Origin of the sequence: Mycobacterium palustre (assembly GCF_002101785.1) — a bacterium.
GTDB lineage: Bacteria > Actinomycetota > Actinomycetes > Mycobacteriales > Mycobacteriaceae > Mycobacterium > Mycobacterium palustre.
The window spans coordinates 15736-34913 of the sequence record NZ_LQPJ01000131.1 but is presented as its reverse complement, the minus strand read 5'-3'; the positions used below and the strand labels follow the sequence as shown (position 1 = coordinate 34913).

General features: G+C 68.4%; 21 protein-coding genes and 3 pseudogenes. 16 read left to right on the top strand and 8 right to left on the bottom strand.

Features of this window, described 5'->3' with window-relative positions:
* Both AWC19_RS22655 and nicT read right to left on the bottom strand, forming a co-directional pair.
* Window positions 1-173: glyceraldehyde 3-phosphate dehydrogenase NAD-binding domain-containing protein (locus AWC19_RS22655; RefSeq protein WP_245849251.1), on the bottom strand; the 173-nt coding region annotated here is incomplete at its 3' end.
* Window positions 174-341: 168 nt separating this feature from the next.
* Window positions 342-1451, bottom strand: coding sequence for a Nickel transporter NicT (gene nicT, locus AWC19_RS22650; RefSeq protein ID WP_372508537.1), 1110 nt, complete (start codon window positions 1449-1451; stop codon window positions 342-344).
* A gap of 248 nt (window positions 1452-1699) precedes the next feature.
* On the opposite strand from nicT, the pseudogene AWC19_RS22645 reads away from it, so the two are divergent.
* The 7 genes and pseudogenes from AWC19_RS22645 (at window position 1700) to murQ (ending at window position 6702) form a co-directional block, all read left to right on the top strand.
* Window positions 1700-2128, top strand: a pseudogene (locus AWC19_RS22645) (BlaI/MecI/CopY family transcriptional regulator).
* 257 nt (window positions 2129-2385) lie between these two features.
* A complete protein-coding gene (locus AWC19_RS22640) occupies window positions 2386-2616 on the top strand; it encodes a DUF6400 family protein (RefSeq protein WP_085080344.1) in 231 nt (76 codons plus the stop codon).
* Window positions 2603-2818, top strand: coding sequence for a hypothetical protein (locus AWC19_RS22635; RefSeq protein WP_085080343.1), 216 nt, complete (start codon window positions 2603-2605; stop codon window positions 2816-2818). The genes AWC19_RS22640 and AWC19_RS22635 overlap by 14 nt, the downstream gene beginning before the upstream one ends.
* A 48-nt stretch (window positions 2819-2866) precedes the next feature.
* Window positions 2867-3766, top strand: coding sequence for an alpha/beta fold hydrolase (locus AWC19_RS22630; RefSeq protein WP_085080351.1), 900 nt, complete (start codon window positions 2867-2869; stop codon window positions 3764-3766).
* 48 nt (window positions 3767-3814) lie between these two features.
* Window positions 3815-4936: an aldose epimerase family protein gene (locus tag AWC19_RS22625; protein WP_245849247.1), complete on the top strand. Its 1122-nt coding sequence runs from the start codon at window positions 3815-3817 to the stop codon at window positions 4934-4936.
* A gap of 59 nt (window positions 4937-4995) precedes the next feature.
* Window positions 4996-5691, top strand: a pseudogene (locus AWC19_RS31685) (BadF/BadG/BcrA/BcrD ATPase family protein); the annotation flags it as partial.
* Window positions 5692-5805: 114 nt separating this feature from the next.
* Window positions 5806-6702 carry an N-acetylmuramic acid 6-phosphate etherase gene (murQ, locus tag AWC19_RS31680; protein ID WP_425436909.1) on the top strand — a complete coding sequence of 299 codons (897 nt, stop codon included), beginning with the start codon at window positions 5806-5808 and terminating at the stop codon, window positions 6700-6702.
* 3 nt (window positions 6703-6705) lie between these two features.
* Here murQ and AWC19_RS22615 read toward each other — a convergent pair whose 3' ends face one another.
* Complete coding sequence (locus tag AWC19_RS22615) at window positions 6706-8262, bottom strand: succinic semialdehyde dehydrogenase (RefSeq protein WP_085080341.1); 1557 nt, start codon at window positions 8260-8262, stop codon at window positions 6706-6708.
* 202 nt (window positions 8263-8464) lie between these two features.
* On the opposite strand from AWC19_RS22615, the gene AWC19_RS22610 reads away from it, so the two are divergent.
* The 6 genes from AWC19_RS22610 (at window position 8465) to AWC19_RS22585 (ending at window position 14562) form a co-directional block, all read left to right on the top strand.
* Entirely contained in the window at window positions 8465-8758 is a 294-nt protein-coding gene (locus AWC19_RS22610; RefSeq protein WP_085080340.1) for a hypothetical protein, read from the top strand.
* Window positions 8759-9041: 283 nt separating this feature from the next.
* Window positions 9042-10661 (top strand): triacylglycerol lipase LipY, encoded by a 1620-nt coding sequence (lipY, locus tag AWC19_RS22605; protein ID WP_245849243.1) that lies wholly within the window; start codon window positions 9042-9044, stop codon window positions 10659-10661.
* Window positions 10662-10784: 123 nt separating this feature from the next.
* The gene (locus tag AWC19_RS22600) at window positions 10785-11078 is read left to right on the top strand and encodes a hypothetical protein (protein WP_085080339.1); all 294 of its coding nucleotides are present in this window, start codon (window positions 10785-10787) and stop codon (window positions 11076-11078) included.
* A 106-nt stretch (window positions 11079-11184) separates the two neighbouring features.
* Window positions 11185-13755 (top strand): SpoIIE family protein phosphatase, encoded by a 2571-nt coding sequence (locus AWC19_RS22595; protein WP_085080338.1) that lies wholly within the window; start codon window positions 11185-11187, stop codon window positions 13753-13755.
* A complete protein-coding gene (locus tag AWC19_RS22590; RefSeq protein ID WP_085080337.1) occupies window positions 13755-14069 on the top strand; it encodes an STAS domain-containing protein in 315 nt (104 codons plus the stop codon). Before AWC19_RS22595 ends, AWC19_RS22590 begins: the two co-directional genes overlap by 1 nt.
* Before the next feature lie 52 nt (window positions 14070-14121).
* Window positions 14122-14562: an SDR family NAD(P)-dependent oxidoreductase gene (locus AWC19_RS22585; RefSeq protein ID WP_281255298.1), complete on the top strand. Its 441-nt coding sequence runs from the start codon at window positions 14122-14124 to the stop codon at window positions 14560-14562.
* A gap of 22 nt (window positions 14563-14584) precedes the next feature.
* Here AWC19_RS22585 and AWC19_RS22580 read toward each other — a convergent pair whose 3' ends face one another.
* Window positions 14585-15019, bottom strand: coding sequence for a DUF4383 domain-containing protein (locus tag AWC19_RS22580; protein ID WP_085080336.1), 435 nt, complete (start codon window positions 15017-15019; stop codon window positions 14585-14587).
* Between the two features lie 334 nt (window positions 15020-15353).
* Here AWC19_RS22580 and AWC19_RS22575 point away from each other — a divergent pair, with 334 nt between their 5' ends.
* On the top strand, window positions 15354-16493 hold the full coding sequence (locus AWC19_RS22575; protein ID WP_158090925.1) for a PE family protein: 1140 nt from the start codon (window positions 15354-15356) through the stop codon (window positions 16491-16493).
* A 55-nt stretch (window positions 16494-16548) separates the two neighbouring features.
* On the opposite strand, the gene AWC19_RS22570 is transcribed toward AWC19_RS22575, so the two are convergent.
* Window positions 16549-17334, bottom strand: a complete 786-nt coding sequence (locus AWC19_RS22570) for a VldE C-terminal domain-containing protein (RefSeq protein ID WP_425436908.1) — start codon at window positions 17332-17334, stop codon at window positions 16549-16551.
* A 148-nt stretch (window positions 17335-17482) separates the two neighbouring features.
* Between AWC19_RS22570 and AWC19_RS30850 the strand changes: the two genes are divergently transcribed.
* On the top strand, window positions 17483-17635 hold the full coding sequence (locus AWC19_RS30850; protein ID WP_245849253.1) for a hypothetical protein: 153 nt from the start codon (window positions 17483-17485) through the stop codon (window positions 17633-17635).
* Here the strand turns inward: AWC19_RS30850 and AWC19_RS31280 are convergent.
* Together AWC19_RS31280 and AWC19_RS31275 are read right to left on the bottom strand one after the other, a co-directional pair.
* Window positions 17607-17720, bottom strand: a complete 114-nt coding sequence (locus AWC19_RS31280; protein ID WP_264072649.1) for an L-lactate permease — start codon at window positions 17718-17720, stop codon at window positions 17607-17609. The two genes, AWC19_RS30850 and AWC19_RS31280, sit on opposite strands and share 29 nt — an antisense overlap.
* A 64-nt stretch (window positions 17721-17784) precedes the next feature.
* Window positions 17785-18087, bottom strand: coding sequence for a hypothetical protein (locus AWC19_RS31275; RefSeq protein ID WP_264072647.1), 303 nt, complete (start codon window positions 18085-18087; stop codon window positions 17785-17787).
* Window positions 18088-18116: 29 nt separating this feature from the next.
* Here AWC19_RS31275 and AWC19_RS22560 point away from each other — a divergent pair.
* Window positions 18117-18452 (top strand): annotated as a pseudogene (locus AWC19_RS22560) (MMPL family transporter); the annotation flags it as partial.
* Here AWC19_RS22560 and AWC19_RS22555 read toward each other — a convergent pair.
* Window positions 18442-19113: a C39 family peptidase gene (locus AWC19_RS22555; RefSeq protein ID WP_085080334.1), complete on the bottom strand. Its 672-nt coding sequence runs from the start codon at window positions 19111-19113 to the stop codon at window positions 18442-18444. The pseudogene AWC19_RS22560 and the gene AWC19_RS22555 sit on opposite strands and share 11 nt — an antisense overlap.
* Between the last annotated feature and the right edge of the window lie 65 nt (window positions 19114-19178).

Sequence of the window (19178 nt, the reverse complement as noted above, 5' to 3'; positions counted from 1 at the left end):
CGGCCCAGGATCGAGTCGAACCTCAGCAGGTGCGCCAGCGTGGCGTTGTCGGTGATGTCATTGACCGCCACCACCTCGATATCGGCACCACCCTGCTCCTGCTGGGCCAGCAACGCCCGATAGAAATTCCGTCCGATTCGACCAAAACCATTAATGCCTACCCGAACACTCACGTGTTGTCTCTTTCTGCCGCCGGTCCCGCATAGGTTGGGATTGCAGCGCCCGGCGCAGCCAGGCGTTGTCGATACGCTAGGGGCCGTCGTGGACCGGCAGCTACCCCCGAATGGGGGAGCGGAAGCGTAACTGCTGGAACGGATTGCAGGCTCTGCGGGGGATGGGGCTCAGCTTTCGGCGGGTGTCCATTTCTCTTCGATACGGCCATAGCGCCATATCAGCAGCGCGACCGCCCAGGTGCAGACGAACAGGGCGACGACGGCGAAGCCGAGGGTGTTGAGGTCCAGGCCGCCCAGCCAATTCCAGAACGGGCCTTGCCAGCCCAATTGTCCGGCGAACAGCTCGAGCAGCTCCACGCTGCCGATCAGCAGCGCCACCGCGACCGAGAGCGCGGTGATGGTGATGTTGTAGTAGATCTTGCGCACGGGATTGGACAGCGCCCAGCCATACGCGAAGTTCATGAACGAGCCGTCGATGGTGTCCAGCAGACACATGCCGGCGGTGAACAACACCGGCAGGCACAGGATGGCGTACCAGGGCAGCCCGGCCGCGGCGCTGGTGCCGGCCAGCACCAGCAGGGCGATCTCGGTGGCGGTGTCAAAACCCAGGCCGAACAACAATCCGATCGGGTAGGTGTGCCAGGAGCGGGTGATCGACCGGGTCAACCGGCCGAGCGCGCGGTTCATCAGGCCGCGATTGCCCAGGTGCTGTTCCAACTGCGCCTCGTTGTACTCGCCGCGGCGCAACCGGACGAACACCCGCACGATTCCGGCCAGGACCATCAGGTTGAGGATCGCGATCAGGTAGAGGAAGAACCCCGAGACGCCGGTGCCGATCAGCCCGGTGTAGTGGTGCAGGGTCGAGGCGCCGTCTTCGACGGGTCCGATGATCGCCGTGACGCCGGTGGCCAGGAGTACGGCCAACCCGAACACCACCGTGGAGTGGCCGAGCGAGAAAAAGAAACCGACGGCCAGCGGGCGTTGCCCGTCGCTCATCAGCTTGCGGGTGATGTTGTCGATGGCGGCGATGTGGTCGGCGTCGAACGCGTGCCGAAGCCCCAGGGTGTAGGCCGTCACTCCCAGCCCAACGCCAAAAGCCTTGCCGCCCAAGCTTAATCGTGCGGGTTCAATGATCAAGAGCAGGGTGGCCCAACCGATGAGATGCAGCGCAACGATCACCGCCAGCATGGCCGTAAGGCGTCGCCACTGCGGCCCCGTCAGCGCGATCCGCGGCGCAACGCGCAGGGAAGGGCTTCCTTCGTCGACACCACCAACCACAAAAGCGACTCCTCGGGGGCGGCTTGCATCCATCTCGTAGGAAAGCTAGCGGGAAGATTTTCTTTTCTGCAAGCGGTTTGCAGGAGCGCCGCAGCGGTTTTGCGGTCGGATACCCAAGCGTTTGGTTCATCGATGGCGGCGGGCCAGTTCCCCCCACGCGTCCACCAAACGGGTGAAGTTTCGCGATCGGCATCGTCAATACGGTTCTCGCCTCGGAACCGGAACTGATCCGGAGCAGGAGTGTGCTCATGCCCTACCGAAGGCTGGTGGGTCCGCTCGAGCGTTGCGTGATGGAGCAGTTGTGGAGTGGATCGGAACCGTAGACCGTACGGAACGTGCACCGCGCGATCTCCACAAGGCGCAATCTCGCCTATAACACCGTGATGACGGTACTGCGCCGCCTTGCGGACAAAGGACTTGTCGTGCAAGACCGCAACCATCGTGCCTACCGCTATGCGGCGGCCAACGGCCTCGACGAGTTTGTCGCCGAGTTGATGCTGGGTGCGCTGGACGAGATCGCCGATTCGGCCGGTCGTTGCGCCGCCTTGGCGCACTTCGTCGGCAGCGTCGGAGCGGATAACGCGCGGCTCCTTCAGCAGGCACTCGAGGAGTTGCCGACCGGCACCAAACTTCGCTACTCGGGATTGCTCCAGCGCAGTCGCGCCGAAGGTCAATGAAATGCAGTGTGACTGTGACGGCTCGCTGGAATGGCCACCGGGTCGCTAGTAGCCGGCTCAGCGCCTTAAGGCGAGTAGATGCCTGAGTGGGACCGCGTAGGACCGAAGGACGACCAACCGAAAATCGGCGCAATCCGGGGGCGCTGCTCGCCGTATGTGACCAACGTCAGCCGAAAAACGTGACGCCCGCCATAGGCTGAGCAGCGCCAATGAGGCATCCTGGCCGTTCGTTTATGTAGCTAACGGCTGGGAGCGCGATGGCCAACCTCGACTTTGCCTATGACCTGACCGTCGACGAGGCTCGCCGGCGCAGCGCGGTGCTCGAAGCGATAGGCGACGATTGGGACCCACTGGCGGTCCTGGCCGAGGAGCAGACGGCCCACGACATGCTCTACTCGAATCTGGACGCCGAGCAGCAGCGGATCTACGACGAGCTAATCCGCGCCGGCGTCCTGCCCAGCCGGACGGCGGATCGTGTTACCGATTGATCCCACCGCCGACCGCAGCCGCCGGGCGTGGCTGCCCTGCCCGCGCTGCGATCACCGCGCCGAATGCGGTGACTGCCGCGACCGGCGAAACTGCGCCACCCACTGGCAGTACCTGCTGAGCAACGAGGGGACGCTGGTGCACCTGCAGTGCTCGGACTGCGGCCACCTCTGGTCGACCAACACGCATCGCCGCACCGCCTGAGCCGGACTGCCGGGCCACGCCCCCCAGCGCTCAAGCAGAATGAGCGCCATGGACGCTGAACTGCAACGCTGGCTGGACTCGGGGGAGTACTTCGACTACCTCGGCTTCGACATCTTCTACCGCGTCGAGGGCAGCGGCCCGCCGCTGCTGTTGATCCATGGTTATCCGTTCAATTCCTTTGACTGGGCGCCGATCTGGCCAAACTTGACGCAACGGTTCACCGTCATCGCCCCGGACATGATGGGCATGGGATTCTCCGCCAAGCCGGTGGCCTATCAATACTCGGTCACGGACCACGCCGACATGCACGAAGCGCTGCTGGCGCACCTGGACATCCACAACGCGCACATTCTGGCCCACGACATCGGCGATTCGGTGGGCCAGGAACTGTTGGCCCGTCGCGAGTTCGGCCAACAGGCCTACGGCGAATGGCGCATCGACTCGATCACCTGGCTCAACGGCGGCATGTTCATCGAGGCCTACACGCCACGGGCCGCGCAGAAATTGATGTCGCAAACCCCGCTGGGCGACGCCCTCAGCCATGTCCAGGACAGCCCGCTGTCCCGCCGGCTGCTCGAACCCACGCTGCGCGAGATGTTCGGTCCCAACACCAAGCCCACCCGGCACATGATGGACGTCTTCAACCAAATCCTGGACTACAACGACGGCCGGCGGGTGCTGCACAAGGTCGGCCGGTTCATCAACGACCGCTACACCCACCGCAATCGGTGGGTCCGCGCCATGCGGCAGACCGCGGTTCCGATGCGGCTGATCGACGGGCCGATCGATCCCAACTCCGGTGCCCACATGGCGCGCCGCTATGCCGAGGTGATACCGGACCCCGATGTGCTGATGCTCGCCGACGACATCGGGCACTGGCCGCAGCTCGAGGCCCCCGACGCGGTCTTGAGGCACTTCCTCGCCCACATCGACCGCCTCGCCGGCTGAACTTCCGTGTGCGGCAGGGCCTTACGTCGAACGCTCGCCATCGCCGGCGTGGCGACCGTGGCGGCATGCGGCGGCGCCACGACGAAAACACCCCCAGCGCCGTCGATCACCAGCGAGCCGTTCGGCCAGGCGGCCGGGACGCCGGTCAGCCGCTACACGCTCAGCAGTGGGCACGGCATGCGCGTGCGGATCCTGACCTACGGCGGCATCGTCCAGTCGATCGAGGTCCCCGACCGCACCGGACGCGTCGAGAATGTGGTGCTCGGATTCCCGACGCTCGAGGGCTATTTGAGTAACACCGGCGCCGCCAAAACCTACTTCGGCGCGATCGTGGGCCGCTACGCCAACCGGATCGCCAAGGGAACGTTCGCGTTGAACGGCACCGAGTATCACGTGCCGGTCAACAACAACGGCAACAGCCTGCACGGCGGCACCGAAGGCTTCGACACGAAAACCTGGCGGGCCACCCCGCAAAACGGCAGTGACAGCGTCAGCCTCAAGCTCCAATACGTCAGTGCCGCAAGCGAAATGGGCTTCCCTGGGACGCTGACGACCACCGTCACCTACACCGTCGGCCAAAACAACGAACTGCGCATCGACTACCACGCGACCACCGACGCGCCCACCGTGATCAACCTGACCAATCACAGCTACTTCAACCTGGCCGGTGAGCACACGCTCGACGTCTACGACCACGAGCTCACCATCAACGCCGACAACTACACCCCGACCGACGCCACCCAGATTCCGACCGGGCAGATCGCCCCGGTGCAGGGCACACCCTTCGACTTCACCTCACCGACGGCGATCGGCGCGCATATCGCCGCGAACGATCCGCAGCTGCTGCTGGCCCACGGCTACGACCACAACTGGGTGATCAACCGCGGCGCCGCTACCGGCCTGGTCCAGGCGGCCAGGGCGGTGGATCCGCAGACCGGTCGCACCCTGACCGTCTCCACTACCGAAGCCGGCGTGCAGTTCTACACCGCCAACTTCCTCAACGGGGCGTTCGCGGGCACCAGCGGGCACGCCTACCGGCAGGGCGCGGGATTCACGATGGAGACCCAGCACTACCCGGATTCGCCGAATCACCCGAACTTCCCGACCACCACCCTCAACCCGGGTCAGACCTACCAATCGACAACGGTTTTCGCCTTCGGCACTCGATAGGCACCAAGACGGGCGGGGCGATACAGCCGGGCTGAACGAATGAACCAACGTCGGGAAGGATGGGTGCGGTGATCCTCGCCGTCGACCTGGGCAAGACGCGCTGCCGCGCAGCGGCGGGCCCCCGCAGGGCGCACGGACCCGGTGCGCCGGGGCTCGCGACGCCAGGCGGCGTCCAGCACGCGCTGGCCGCAATCCTCGCCGTCGCAACCGATCTCGGGCCGGTCGACGAGGCGATCGTCGGCGCCGCCGGGGCGGAAGCGGCGCCGCACGCGGCGCGGGCGCTGGGGGAGGCGCTCCTGACCGGGCTGGCAGTAAGGCGCGTCGCGGTGACCAGCGACGCCGTGATCGCACACGCGGGCGCGTTCCAAGGAAAGCCGGGCGTCGTGCTGATCGCCGGCACCGGCGTCGTCGCGCTGGCGATCGACGCGGACGGCTCGCTGCGCAGGGCCGACGGCTGGGGAGCGTGGCTCGGCGACGAGGGCGGTGGCGCCTGGATCGGCGCCGCCGGGCTGCGCGCCGCATTGCGCGCCCACGACGGCCGCGGCCCGTCCACCGCGCTGCTCGACGCCGCGCGATCGCGATTCGGCCCGCCGGAGACCTGGCCCGCGCAGCTCACCGGTCCAGGCGAACTCGCGTCCTTTGCTTCCAATGTTCTGGCCGCACAAGACGATTCGGTGGCCCGGGCCATCGTCACGGCCGCCGCCGAGGCGCTCGCCGCGACCGTCGGCGCGGTCGGGGGTGGACCGGTGGCGATGGTCGGCGGCCTCGCGGGCGCGGACGCACTGGCCGGGCACCTGGACCTCGTCGAGCCCGCCGGGGACGCCCTCGACGGCGCGCTGCGGCTCGGCCCCATCCACGAGCCGCACGTGATCCGGGTCCAGGCAGCGGTCAAGGACAACCTCGACGCGCTGGCCACCGAGGCGGTCCGACCCGGCCTCGACGACCTCGATACGCGGCCGATCGGCGAGGTCGTCGCGCTGCTCGTCGCCGCCGAGGGGCAGGCGCACGCGGCGGTCGCCGCGGCGGTCCCGCGCATCACCGCGGCGGCCGAGGCCATCGCCGCGCGGCTCGAGCGCGGCGGCCGCCTGGTCTACGCGGGCGCGGGAACGCCGGGGCGGCTCGGCGTGCTCGACGCGGCCGAGTGCCGTCCGACCTTCGGCACCGACGTGGTGCGCGGCGTCATCGCCGGCGGGCCGGCCGCGCTCACCGAGGCGATCGAGGGCGCCGAGGACGCGTTCGATCCGGCCGACCTCGCCGACCTGACCGCCGCCGACGCGCTCGTCGGGATCACGGCCTCGGGTCGCACACCGTATGTGCTTGGGGCACTTGATCATGCGCGTGCGGCCGGTGCGCTCACCGTCGCGATCGTCAATAACCCGCGAAGCGAGGCCCAAGCCGACATCATGATCGAGCTGCTGACCGGCCCGGAGGTGCTCGCCGGCTCCACGCGGCTGACCGCGGGCACGTCCCAGAAGGTGGTCCTCAACGTGCTCTCGACGAGCGTGATGATCGCGCTCGGCAAGGCCTACGGGCCGCGGATGGTCGACGTGCGCGCGACCAACGCGAAGCTGCGCCGCCGCGCGGTGCGGATCGTGCGCGACGCCGCGGGCGTCGACGAGGACACCGCCGCCGCCGCGCTGGCCGCCGCCGGTGGTCACGCCAAGACGGCGATCGTCGCGCTGCTGGCGGGCGTCGACGCGGCCGAGGCCGCCGTCAGGCTCGAGCGGGCCGAAGGCCGCGTCCGAGCCGCGCTGCGGCGGACCTGAACGTCACTTCCGTCCGGGAATCTTCATCACCGTGCGCACGATCGGCAACAGCGACTTCTGCCACAGCGTTGCCGGAACACCAAGGGGCGGATCGAGATTGAACACTCGGGCCGCCGCGATGGTCTGGGATTCGGTGTACTTCAGCAGCCCCTCGGGCCCGTGCCGGCGGCCGACGCCCGACTGGCCCATCCCGCCCATCGGCGCGGCGAGGCTGCCCCACGCGAACGCGTACCCCTCGTTGACGTTCACCGTGCCCGACCGCAACCGCGCGGCGATCTGCTCGCCCTCGGCGGCCGAACCGGCGAAAACGCTGGCGTTGAGCCCGTACTCGGTGTCGTTGGCCTCCTCGACGGCCTCGTCCACGTCGGCGACGGGGTAGATCGACACCACCGGCCCGAACGTCTCGTTGGCCGCGCATTTCATCTCCGGCGTGACGTCGGTGAGCACCGTCGGCTCGTAAAACAACGGGCCGACGTCGGGCCGCGCGTTGCCGCCCGCAATCACCTTGGCGCCCTTGGCTTTCGCGTCGTCGACGTGGTCGGTCACCGTTTCCAGCTGCCCCGCCGAGATCAGGCTGCCCATGTCGACCGAGAAGTCGTAGGCCGCACCCAATTTCAGGTTGCGCACCGCGGCACCGAACTTGCTTGTGAACTCGTCGGCGACGTCCTTTTCGACGTAGATCCGCTCGATCGAGATGCACAGCTGGCCCGCGTTCGAAAAGCACGCGCGGGTGGCCGCCTTGGCGGTCTTGTCGAGGTTGGCCCCGCGGGTAACGATCATCGCGTTCTTGCCGCCGAGCTCGGCGGAGAACCCGATCAGCCGGCGGCCGCACCGCTCGGCGAGCTGCCGACCGGTGGCGGTGGAGCCGGTGAACATGAGGTAGTCGCAGTGGTCGATGATGGCCGTGCCGACCACCGAGCCCGGACCGGGGACGATCGCGTACAGCGCTCGCGGTAGGCCGGCCCGGTACAGCAGCTCGGCGCACGCCAGCGCGCAGTACGGCGTCTGGCTGTCCGGCTTGAGCACCACCGCGTTACCCGCGATCAGCGCCGGCACCGAATCCGACGCCGTCAGCGTCATCGGGTAGTTCCACGGCGAGATCACCCCGACCACGCCCTTGGGTTGGTAGCCGACCGTGGTCTTGCCGATCGCCGGGAGGAGGGCCTGCACCGTGCGCGGTTTGAGCAGATCGGCGGCCACGCGCACGTAGTAGTTCGCGTTGGCCATCAGGTCGATGATCTCCTCCTGCGCGGCCCACCGGGCCTTGCCGGCCTCCGCCTGCAGCAGGTCCATGAGGAACTCGCGGTTTTCGACGACGAGGTCGCGGTAGCGGCGGATGACCTCGACGCGCTCGCTGACCGGGCGGCTCGCCCAGTCGGCCTGGGCGGTGCGCGCCCCGGCGAAAGCGGCCTCGACGTCGACCGCGGTGCCGACGGGGATGGAGGTCAACGGCCTGCCGGTGAAGACTTCGTCGATCGCCTTGGCCTCGCGCGCGGCGGTGTCCTTGATCGCGACCAGCTGGCGCAAGCGGTCGAAGACCTCAGTTGACGGTGCAGGCATGGCGTTACCCCTCGAAAAACGCGATCGTCCAAAGCGCCAGCCTATCGGTCTGGTCGTGATGGCCCCGGAGCGTTCGTGGTAGCAGTTCGCCCGCCTCGCCTACAAAACGCGGTAAAGCGTTGCGCCGCAACACAAATCGTCGGGCCGCAGGGCGATTCTGGCGACCCTTCACGTCCGGGACACTCGGCGATACGATGCGAAGATGCGTTTCACGTATGTCGCCGCGGCCGTTGGCGCGGCCATCGCGGTGGCATTCATGGGCCAGACGCCCCGGGCCCACGCCGATCTCAGCGGCTACAGCCGCTGCGTGGGAAGCGTCGCGCAGGTCCCGTTGTCGGAACCCGATTCGCAGAGCATGCAGCTCGCGCGGCAGGTCGTGATGGATCTCAAGGCGGGCGCTTCACCCGCCTCCGAAGCCGGGAAGCTACAGCAGATGGGCTTCGACCCGCACTTCGCGGCGGTGATCGTCAAGTGTGCCGCGCAGGAGCAGCCGTAGGTAGTTGCCTCAGTTGTGAGGCCGTCGGCGCAGTCCGCGGGCTCGATTCCGCACGACCACAAGCAGTCTCGCGATCTCGAAGAGCATGAGTCAATCATGCCTGGTGTGCGCCAAGGTCGCTCCGCGCACACGCCGTTGTCGACGCAACGTCTGGATAACGGCGGGTGGTCATTATCTGTCCGGACCGTTAGCGCGAATCGCTAAGAGGCTCTTCCGCTCGGCGGTGACCCTTGTATACGTTCGGGAATGGCGCTGCTCAATGGCTGAGTGGAGGGGACGCGGTATGAGCTTTGCGGTGTGGCCGCCCGAGGTGAATTCGCTGCTGCTGCTCGACGGTCCCGGTTCCGGGCCGATGCTGGAGGCGGCGGCGGCCTGGGCGGGGATCAGCAGTGAGCTGAGTTCCGCGGTGAACGCGTTCGGCTCGGTGACGTCAGACCTCGCCGGCCAGGCCTGGCAAGGCCCGTCGTCGGCGTCGATGACGAGCGCGGCCGCCCGGTACGTCAACTGGTTGCAAAGCGCGGCCACGCAAGCCGAACAGTCGGCGGCCCAGGCCCGCGCGGCGGCCACCGCCTTCGAGGACGCGCTGGCAACGATCGTCGACCCCGGGGCGGTCACCGCCAACCGCAGCCAACTGAGGGCGCTGGTCAGCGGAAACCTGTTCGGCCAATTCGCGCCGGCCATCGCGGCCGTCGAGGCCGAATACGAGGAGATGTGGGCCCACGACGTCTCGGTGATGGGCGGCTATCACACCAGCGCGTCGGCGACGGTCGCGCAGTTGGGGCAGTGGGAGCTGGCGCTGCAGGATCTGCCGAGCGAGATCGCCGGGGGCCTCTCGGTCGTGGAGCAGGAGATCCAGCAGCTCCCGACGGCGGCGGCCGACGGCTTCACGCGGCTGTACAACACCGTGTTCGGAACGGTCTTCGGGGCGCCGGCCGCGCCGCCGTTCGCGGCGTCGCAGACGGGCACCTACACCGGCGGACCGTCGCTGGCGACCAGGCTCGAAGAAGCCGCGCTGTTGCCGGTCAAACCGTTCCTGGCGTTCTCCGGGCTCGACAGCCAAATCCAGAACCCGAATTCGTTTTTCCTGTCGCTGTTCACGGGGAACAATCCGCTGCTGGGCCCGTTCCTCAGCAACTCCCCGCCGCAGTTGCTGACGTTGCTGCTCGGCGAATCGGTCCAGTACACGACGTACGGCGGAATGCCTGTCGTGCAGATCACGCCGGCTCATCCGTCGGGCAACTACGTGGTGGCCATGCACGGGGGCGCCTTCATCTTCGCGCCGTCGATCTTCCACTGGCTCGACTACACGGTGACGGCCTACCAGACCGGCGCGACGTTCGAGGTGCCGATCTACCCGCTGCTGCAGCAGGGCGGCACCGCCGGCACGGTGGTGCCCCGCATGGCCGGCTTCGTCAACCAGCTGATCGTCGACCATCCGACGTCGCGGGTCAGCGTGATCGGCGACTCCGCCGGCGGCAACCTCGCGTTGGCATCCGCCGAATACGCGGTGGCCAACGGTCTGCAGAGGCCGTCGTCGATGGTGCTGCTGTCCCCGTGGCTCGACGTCAGCATGACGAACCCGAACATCGCGTTCGTTCAGGATCCGCTGCTTCCCGTCGGCCCCGGACAGCAGCTCGCCAAGCTCTGGGCGGGCGGCCTTCCCGAGAACAACTACGAGGTGAGCCCGCTGTTCGGGTCGCTGAACGATCTTCCGCCAACGTACGTCTATTCGGGCAACCTGGACTCGCTGTCGCCCGACGTGCTCGTGCTGAAGAACTTTGCCGACATGGCGCACGCCAACTTCAACTTCGTGCTGGCCAACGGGCAGATTCACGACTGGATCATCCTCACGCCGGACGGGCCCCAATACTGGCCGCAGATCGACCAAGAACTCGGGATCTGAGGTTCGCCGGCCGCAGGGTGAATTGGGTCACCAGGACGCGGAATCGGGCACCCTTTCTGCGGCTCCGGGCGTTACACGACGCAGTCCCGTTCCAGGCGGGGCATCAACCGGAGCGAGGCAGACATGCGGCACACCACGATCAGCGGACACCATCAAGCGCACGACGTCGAGGCCGCGGTGTTCTGGATCTTCGCCGGCATCATCGTGGTGATCGCGTTCTCGGAGGTCCTGGCGTTGCTGGCGATCGGATTCGCGGTCGTCACGGCGGCCTGGTGGATCTCGCGCCGGCTCGAACGCCGCGGCGCGTCGAGCGATTGGGAGACGGCTCCGGTGACCCGCCTTCACCGCGCGCCGTCCCGCCGCCACGACCAAAACGAGGCGTCGCACTCGTCATGGATCGGCCCTAGCGCCGCTTAGTCCGGCTTAGTCCGGCTTAGTGGTCGCCGTGTGGTTCGGGGCGTCACACCGCCGCGGACACCCGAATCGCGCGGAAGTCCGCAAACTAACGATTAGGTTTGTAGCCATGGACAGCGACCCGCGGGATTCGGCCTTCACCTCGCAGGGCCGAAGCGAGCGGGCGAGCGGGATGCCTGACCAGCTCGACGAACTGGTTGCCGCGCGGGACCAGATGGAACGCCTGGTGCGCGTCATCGTCGAGATCAGTTCCGACCTGGACCTTGATGTGACGTTGCATCGCATCGTCAACGCGGCGATCGAGCTGACCGGCGCCCCGTGCGGCGCGCTGGGGATACGCGGGCCCGACGGCACCTTCGCCTCCTTCGTCAACGTCGGCATCGACGACGACACGGCGCGGGGACTCGGCGATCTGCCGGTGGGCGGCGGGCTGCGGGTCGACGACTTGAGCACTTACCCGCGGGCCGCCGACCTGCATGCGCAGGGCCCCCCGCTGCGGGCCTTCCTCGGGTTCCCCATCACCGTGCGGGCAGTCGACTTCGGCACCCTGTACCTCGCCGACCACCGGCCCGGCAGGGTCTTCTCCGACTCCGAGGAGGCCGCCGTGCTTGCGCTGGCGACCGCCGCGGCCGCCGCGATTGACAACGCGCGACTGTTCGAGCGGGAACGGGAAGCGGCCAAGTGGACCAAGGCCAGCCGCGAGATCACGACCGCGCTGCTGTCCGGCGACCCGCAGACGGGCCCCTTGCAGCTCATCGTGAACAGGGCGCTGGAGCTGGCCGGCGCCGAACAGGCGATCCTGCTGGTTCCGCGAGAGCCGGACCTGCCCGTCGACCAGGTCGACACCCTGGTCGTGGCGGCGACGGCGGGCCGCTACGCCTCGCAGGTGATCGGCCAGCAGATTCCGATGGACGGCTCCACCACCGGCGGCGTCGCGCGCCGGGGCCTGCCGCTGATCACCGATTCCTTCCAGTACCCGATCGAGGGGTTCACCGACGTCGGTGAACGCTCGGCGATCGTCATGCCGCTGATCGCGGACGACGCGGTGCTCGGCGTCATCGCCGTCGCCCGCGACCCGCAGCAGCCCGCGTTCGGCAACGATTACCTCGAACTCGTCAGCGACTTCGCCCGGCACGCCGCCATCGCCCTGGCGCTGGCGGCGGGCCGCGAGCACGCGCTGAACCAAGAACTCGCCCAGGCCGACAGCGTCGACGAGGCGGTGCAGACCGCGGCCGAGGAACTGCGCCGGCTGTGGCGCGCACGCCGCGTCCTGGCCGTCACCTTCCCCGGCAACAATTCCTCCACCGAACCCAACGGCGGCGACCCGCAGGTCGTCTCCGTCGGCGAGCCCGCGCGCTGGGCCGACCTCCCGTCCGACACCCGACGGATCCTCAGCGCGTTGCGCGACGGGGAGCTGCTCACCCCCAACACCACCAAGCCCGGAACGGCGGGCATCGCGCTGCAGCATCCCGAAGGGGTGCTCGTGGTCTGGATCGACCTGTCCGAGCAACGACCGTTCACCCTCGAAGACCAGACCCTGCTCACCGTGCTCGCGGGTCGCCTCGGCCAAAGCCTGCAGCGGGTGTACCAGGTCGACCAGCAGCGCGAAACCGCGCTGGCGTTGCAGCACGCGATCCTGGGCCCCGCCGATTTGCCGCACGGGTTCGCGGTGCGCTACCAGGCCGCCACCCGGCCCCTGCAGGTGGGCGGCGACTGGTACGACCTCGTCGACCTGGACGACGGGCGCATCGCGTTGATCGTAGGTGACTGCGTCGGGCACGGTCTGGCCGCCGCGACCGTCATGGGACAGGTCCGCAGCGCCTGCCGCGCACTGCTTTTCGAAAACCCCAGCCCCGGCGCCGCGCTCGCGGGAATGGACCGATTCGCCGCGCGGCTGCCCGGCGCCCAATGCACCACCGCCGTCTGCGCGGTGCTCAGCCCCGACACCGGGGAACTGGTGTACTCCAGCGCCGGTCACCCGCCGCCCGTCCTGGTCTACCCCGACGGCACGACGCAACGGCTCGACGACGGCCACACCATCGCGTTGGGAGTCCGGCGCGACTGGCCGCGTCCTGAGGCGCGCGTCACCCTGCCCGCCCGCGCCACGCTGCTGCTCTACACCGACGGTCTCGTCGAACGCCGGCGCAGTCCGCTCGACGACGGCATCTCGCGTGTTACCGGGCTCGTGCAGGAAGGCCGGACCACCACGCTGGACGACTTGGCGAACCAGATCATGTCCGATCTAGCGCCGAACGGCGGTTATCAGGACGACGTCGTGCTTCTGCTCTACCGCCATCCCGCCCCGTTGGAGCTGACGTTCCCCGCCGACGTCAGCCACCTCGCGCCGACCCGACACGCGTTGCGGAGCTGGTTGACCCGGGTGCGGCTGGACCCGGAGCAGACGATGAACGTGCTCATCGCGGCCGGCGAAGCCGTCGCCAACGCGATCGAACACGGCCACCGCCACAGTCCGCAGGGCACCATCAGCCTGGATGCGACCGTCCTCGTCGACCAGGTCCACCTGACGATCACCGACACCGGCTCGTGGAAGACTCCCCAGCCGGCCAGCGAGACCAATCGCGGCCGGGGTATCGCCCTCATGCGCGGCCTCATGCACGACGTCACCATAAACCCCGACTCCGCGGGCACCACGGTTCATCTCTCGGCAAGGATCACCTGATGGCCACGTCGCTGACCCTCGACACCACACGCAACGACGAGAGTGTCGTGCTGGTCGCGGCCGGCGAAATCGACCTCAGCAACGTCGACGCGTTCAACACCGCTCTGACCACCGCTGCCACCGAGGCGGCGGACGCCGACAACACGGTGACCGTCGACCTCAGCGCGGTGGAGTACTTGGACAGCGCCGCCGTCAACGCCTTGTTCGCCCGCGCCGACCGCATCAGCCTGATCGCCCACCCGTTGCTGATGCCCGTGCTCACCATCAGCGGCCTCACCGAACTCGTCGCGGTCGAGCCCGCGTCGTCGGCGTAGAACGCTGACGCGGCCGCCTTCCCCGTAGGGAAGACTCGGTTCGGGCAGCCGGGTGCCGGAGGAGGGGCGAGCGTCAGATGATCCGCGGAAAGTCCGTAATCTTTTCCGTCGAGCGCTGGGATGCCGTCATCGCCAAGAATCTCTCGGCGGCCTCCACACCTGTCGCTGCGCCGTGCCGGGGATGAAGCGCCGGGGCTGGGGCCGGATCATCAACATCGCGTCGGCGCACGGCCTGGTGGCGAGCGCCAAGAAGGCGGCCTACGTCGCGGCCAAGCACGGCGTCGTCGGGCTGACCAAGGTGGGGGCGATCGAAACGGCCGCAGAGGGCATCACCTGCAACGCGATCTGCCCCGGCTGGGTGATGACGCCGTTGGTGGCGCAGCAGGTCGAGGCGCGCGCCAACGCGACGGGAAAGTCCTTCCTATCCGGTGACGCGGCCGGCACCGTCACCGGCTCCTGCTATTCGATCGACGGCGGCTGGACCGCCCAGTAAGCCGTTGCGTTAAGGCGTTGCCTCAAGGCGCTTTTCGGAGATCGGCCAACGAGTATTTGATTCCGCCGTCCAAACGGATCTGTATGGCCGCGACCGCGACCATCACCGCCGCGGTCACCAAGTGCACCACCGCGTCGGTGATGTTGTTCGGAAAGGTGAACACGAAGGCGACCTGATGGGAGAAGAAGCCCCAAACGCCGGGCAGCGCACCGGCGAGCGCGGCCAAGAGCAGATACAGCACGGCCCACGACTTGCGCATCGCGAACGCCAGGCCCGGCGCGAACAGGGCCAGGCCGGCGACGGCGTGCCAGCCGTTGTAGTCCATCCCGAGCAGTTGGACGGTCGGCGCGTTGGGACCCGTCGCGAAGCTCGGTTCGACGATGAGGCCGATTACCGCCTGAATGACATGAAAAGCGCAAATGATCAGCAGGCCGATCTGGGCGAAACTCCACCGCATATTGCACCTCCGTTGCGTGGGTGGGAACTAGCTGAATACTACGCCCTGTAGTAGGTATTGTTCACCGAATTTTTCATAGGGTCAGGGCCCCCGAAAAACGCAGTTCAGCGGTAGGCGGAAACCGGCGCGTCACCGCGCCGTTGAACGGCTCCACCGGCCGCCGAAATTGGGCGGCGGCGATCGCGGCGCTACCGGCGCGGGAGGTGGCGAGTTAGTTTGGCGGGCTATCGCTGAAAAATTTTGTTTTCGTTATGCATTTTCGCTATGTCCTATTAGGCTCATGATCCTTAGGTCGTCGGGCGGCCGTATTGATTGGGTCGGCGGGAGGCGGGTTATGTCGTACCTGTTCACGGCTCCGAACGACGTGGTCGCGGCCGCCCAGAACCTGGCGGGCGTCCGCTCGTTGCTGGCTGGGTCCGCCGCGTCGGCCGCGGCGCCCACGACCGCGGTGGCCGCCGCCGCCCAGGACGAGATATCCGCCTTGGTCGCAAACATGTTCAACGAATTCGGCCTGGATTTCCAGGCCATCAGCGCCCAGGCGGACGCGTTTCACGAACGGTTCGTCGGCTTGATGAGTTCGGGAGCCGGCGCGTATGCCAGCGCCGAGGCGGCCGCCGGTCAGGCGTTGGCGAGCGCCGTGGCGGCGCCCGTCCAGGAAGCGCTCGGGCAGGCCGCGAGCAATGCCAGCGCCGGGGCGCAGGCCGCCGCCAGCGCCGGGGCGCAGGCCGCCGCCGGCGCCGACTTCAACCTGAGCTCGGTTCTGGGTGGCAGCGTGAGCCTGACCCTCGACGGCGGCGTGGTGAGCTTGCCGCCGATCCTGGGCGGCGGCGCGCTGACCGTGCCGTCGCTGATCACCGGTGGCGTGCTCAACTTCCCGCCGGTCCTCGGGGGCGCGGCGCTGACCCTGCCGCCGATCTCCAGCGTGGGTCCCGCGGTCGTCAACGCCCTGAGCCCGATCATCAACGGCGGCGTGGTGGAACTGCCGCCGGTCCTCGGCGGCGGCGAGCTGGCGATCCCGTCGATCCTCACCGGTGGCGTGCTGAACCTGCCCGAGTCCCTCGGCGGTGGCATCCTCGGTCTGCCCTCGATCATCACCGGAGGCCTGCTGAGCCTGCCCTCGAGCGTCGGCGGCGGCGTGTTCACCGTGCCGCCGATCAGCGGCGTCGTGACCTCGATCCTCACCGGCGGCTCGGTAAACCTGCCGTCATTCCTGGGCGGCGGGCAGCTGAGCGTTCCGTCGGTCCTCACCGGTGGCGTGCTGGGCCTGCCCCCGGTCGCCGGCGGTGGGGCCGTGAACATCCCGTCGATCCTCACCGGTGGCGTGCTGAGCCTGCCCTCGGTGGCCGGCGGCGGCGACGTCGGCATTCCCTCGGTCATCACCGGAGGTCTGCTGACGCTGCCGTCGACCCTGGGCGGCGGTCAGGTGACGGTGCCCCCGCTCAGCGGTGACTTGCTGGGTCTCCTCGGCCTGTGACGACGGCCCCGCGACTGGGCACGAATCACGCAGTGCGCCAAGGCCTTTCGTGGTGCTACTCGGGCGGCGACGGCGTCATCGACGCGATGTAATAGGTCTCGTGCCCGGTCGGATAGCCGCCTCCGTCGGTGGCGATGTGGACGTGGTCGTAGTGGTTGAGGGTCTCGTTGCCGTAGTTCGCCGTCCAACTCGGCGCGCCCACACCGGGATAAATCTTCTGCCGCCAGATGACGTGGTTGATGCCCCAGCGCTTCGCGTTGGCCAGGGCGTAGCCCGCGATCTGATTGCCAAGCGCGATGCCGTCGGGGGAGTCGTGGTTCGGGATCATCACGTCGATCGCCAGCCCGTTGGGATGCCACGGCAACGGGTCCTCCCGGTACCCGTAGATCGTCTTGATCTCGGGGAACAGCACGCTGATCGCGCGGGCCGCCCAGATGGTCTTGACCTGCAGCCGCTGCTCGGGTGCGACGCCGACGGGCAGCGGGATCTGGAACTGCTGGCCCGGGGCGGCGGCGGGCGCGTTCGCCGCCAACGAGTTCACTTCCGCGGGCGTCGCGACGTGCGGCGCGTCGGCCGCCGGGGTGCCGGCCTGCGGCGCGGGGGGCGCCACGGCAGCTGGCGTCGCGGGCGGCGCCACGGCTCCTGGGCTCGCGGGCGGCGCCGACGGGGTCTCGATGCGGGTGTCGCCGCAGCACCGAGGCTCCGTGGTCTGGGCGTAGATCATGCCGGCGGAGACGACGAGGGAAGCCGCGATCGCCAGCCAGCGGCCCCGCGTGTTGGCTAACGCGACACTGCCCACCCGCAGCAGCTTAGCGCCCCATGTGACCCGTGCGGCAATCATTTTCCAACTCCGGCCGTCAAAGATCGGCTTCCGATCAGGGCACCATCCAGGACAGGACCGATGCCTGCAATGCCGACAGCGCGCAGATGAACGCCAGGAACAGCAGGCTTCAGAGCAATACCCGGCGGAAGATGTCACCCTCCTTGCCGTGCACCCCCACCGCCGCGGCGCCGATGGCGAGGTTCTGCGGCGAATCATCTTGCCGAGCACGCCGCCCGAGCTGCTACCGGCGGCCATCAGCACCGGTGACTACCCGGCCTTGGCGGCCGCGGTCACCTGCAGCGCGCCGAACAAGAGTTAGACGACGTATCGGAGCCCGTCACCGCGCCCCCGAGCCCGCCGAGGATGGGGGACAGCAACGCGAAGGCGCCCCCGGCTCCAGCCATCCACGTGCCCAGGGTGATCGTTTGTCCGGACGCGTTCATCACGACGCCAGCGCGAGCACCGCCATCACGGTGACGATGGCCCACCGCAGCTGATCCAAAGTGGCGCCGTAGGCCCGAAGCGCCCTGCCGACAGCCGCAGCGCCACCATGGTCAGGACGCCGGCCCCGAGCATCTGGGTGCCCGGCGTGGTCAGCAGATTCCAGGTGAAGTTTGGCAGCGTCGACGGGGTGCCCTTGGCGGTGTAGAGATGCAGGCCGGGCCAGTGCACAACGTAGGTCGCCTTGTCCAAAAGCCCTTTCACCACCGGGATCTGGCAAATGACAAAGACGGCGATGATGATCGCGTAGGGCGCGTAGGCCCGCAACACCTGGGTGCGGGAGTGGGAATTCGCTTCGCGCTCAGCGAATTCGGGGGTCGGTGTGTCGGGAGCACCCCGGCGCCAACGACGAAAGCGTCGCGCTGGGGGTGGCCCACACCGCACGGCTGATCACGGCGGCGGCGCTGATCATGGTGATCTCGTTCGCCGCCCTGATGGCCGCGCAGGTGTCGGTCATGCGGCTGTTCGGGTTCGGGCTGACGGTGGCGGTGCCGGTCGACGCGACGCTGGTGCGGATGCTGCTGGTGCCGGCGTTCATGCATCTGCTCGGCCGGGTCAACTGGTGGGCACCGAAACCGTTGGCCCGCCTGCACAATCGGTTCGGAGTCGCCGAGGCGCCCGGCGTCACCTCGTGACGATTGCCGAGTTGTGGTTGGGCGCCCACGCCCGCTCGAAGGTGGCGACGGGGATCCGCTCGTCGCGGCCGGTGATGATGCCGCTGTCGTTGAGGTGCACCACGCGAGCCCTGGTGTCGATCCCGGTGACGACGACGAAATGGTTGGCCGCGTCCCGCCGGCCCGGCCTGTCCCAAATGGTTTCGGCGTTGACCAATGCGATCACCTTGCGCCCCGCGGCCAGATCCTGCTCCAGCGCCCCGATGTCGGTCTGGACGTTGTCGGAGCGGATCCCGTAGTGCCACAGCAGCACCGGCAGATCTCCGATATCGGTGTCGCCGTCCGGCGATCTCCAGACGGGACCGGGCCCCATGGCGCTGGCAGTGGCCTCGGCCAGGGCGGTGATCTGTGCCTCGGTGGGCGCCCGGCCGACGATCTGGCCGACCACGTCGGCGACCGCCAGCTCCCCGCAATCCGACGAATGCTGCCGATGCCAGTAGCGCGCCGCCGCGGCGGGGTCGCCGTACATCCCCAGCTCGTGCTCGGCGTCCGGAACCGGCAGGCCCGTCTCCGCGCGGGCCCCGGCCGCCGGGGCGATCAACCACGCGGCGCCCACGCCCAAGCAGGCCAGCGCCGCCAGGCCGCGCCCGGCAGCGGCGACCCCGTTCGCGGCGCTCGTCATCGGTGTCTGATCATCCCCGTCGCCGCGGGCAAAACGCCGCAGCGACGCGCCGCGCGTTGCCCCGC

What these genes read in the sequence shown, in the direction of transcription:
- lipY (WP_245849243.1), top strand. Translation starts at nt 9,042, where the DNA reads ATGAGCTTTGCGGTGTGGCCGCCCGAGGTGAATTCGCTGCTGCTGCTC.
- AWC19_RS31280 (WP_264072649.1), bottom strand. Translation starts at nt 17,720, where the DNA reads ATGGCTGGAGCCGGGGGCGCCTTCGCGTTGCTGTCCCCCATCCTCGGC.
- AWC19_RS22590 (WP_085080337.1), top strand. Translation starts at nt 13,755, where the DNA reads ATGGCCACGTCGCTGACCCTCGACACCACACGCAACGACGAGAGTGTC.
- AWC19_RS22595 (WP_085080338.1), top strand. Translation starts at nt 11,185, where the DNA reads ATGGACAGCGACCCGCGGGATTCGGCCTTCACCTCGCAGGGCCGAAGC.
- AWC19_RS22610 (WP_085080340.1), top strand. Translation starts at nt 8,465, where the DNA reads ATGCGTTTCACGTATGTCGCCGCGGCCGTTGGCGCGGCCATCGCGGTG.
- AWC19_RS22640 (WP_085080344.1), top strand. Translation starts at nt 2,386, where the DNA reads ATGGCCAACCTCGACTTTGCCTATGACCTGACCGTCGACGAGGCTCGC.
- AWC19_RS22580 (WP_085080336.1), bottom strand. Translation starts at nt 15,019, where the DNA reads ATGCGGTGGAGTTTCGCCCAGATCGGCCTGCTGATCATTTGCGCTTTT.
- AWC19_RS22630 (WP_085080351.1), top strand. Translation starts at nt 2,867, where the DNA reads ATGGACGCTGAACTGCAACGCTGGCTGGACTCGGGGGAGTACTTCGAC.
- AWC19_RS22600 (WP_085080339.1), top strand. Translation starts at nt 10,785, where the DNA reads ATGCGGCACACCACGATCAGCGGACACCATCAAGCGCACGACGTCGAG.
- AWC19_RS22570 (WP_425436908.1), bottom strand. Translation starts at nt 17,334, where the DNA reads ATGATTGCCGCACGGGTCACATGGGGCGCTAAGCTGCTGCGGGTGGGC.
- AWC19_RS22615 (WP_085080341.1), bottom strand. Translation starts at nt 8,262, where the DNA reads ATGCCTGCACCGTCAACTGAGGTCTTCGACCGCTTGCGCCAGCTGGTC.
- AWC19_RS22575 (WP_158090925.1), top strand. Translation starts at nt 15,354, where the DNA reads ATGTCGTACCTGTTCACGGCTCCGAACGACGTGGTCGCGGCCGCCCAG.
- AWC19_RS22555 (WP_085080334.1), bottom strand. Translation starts at nt 19,113, where the DNA reads ATGACGAGCGCCGCGAACGGGGTCGCCGCTGCCGGGCGCGGCCTGGCG.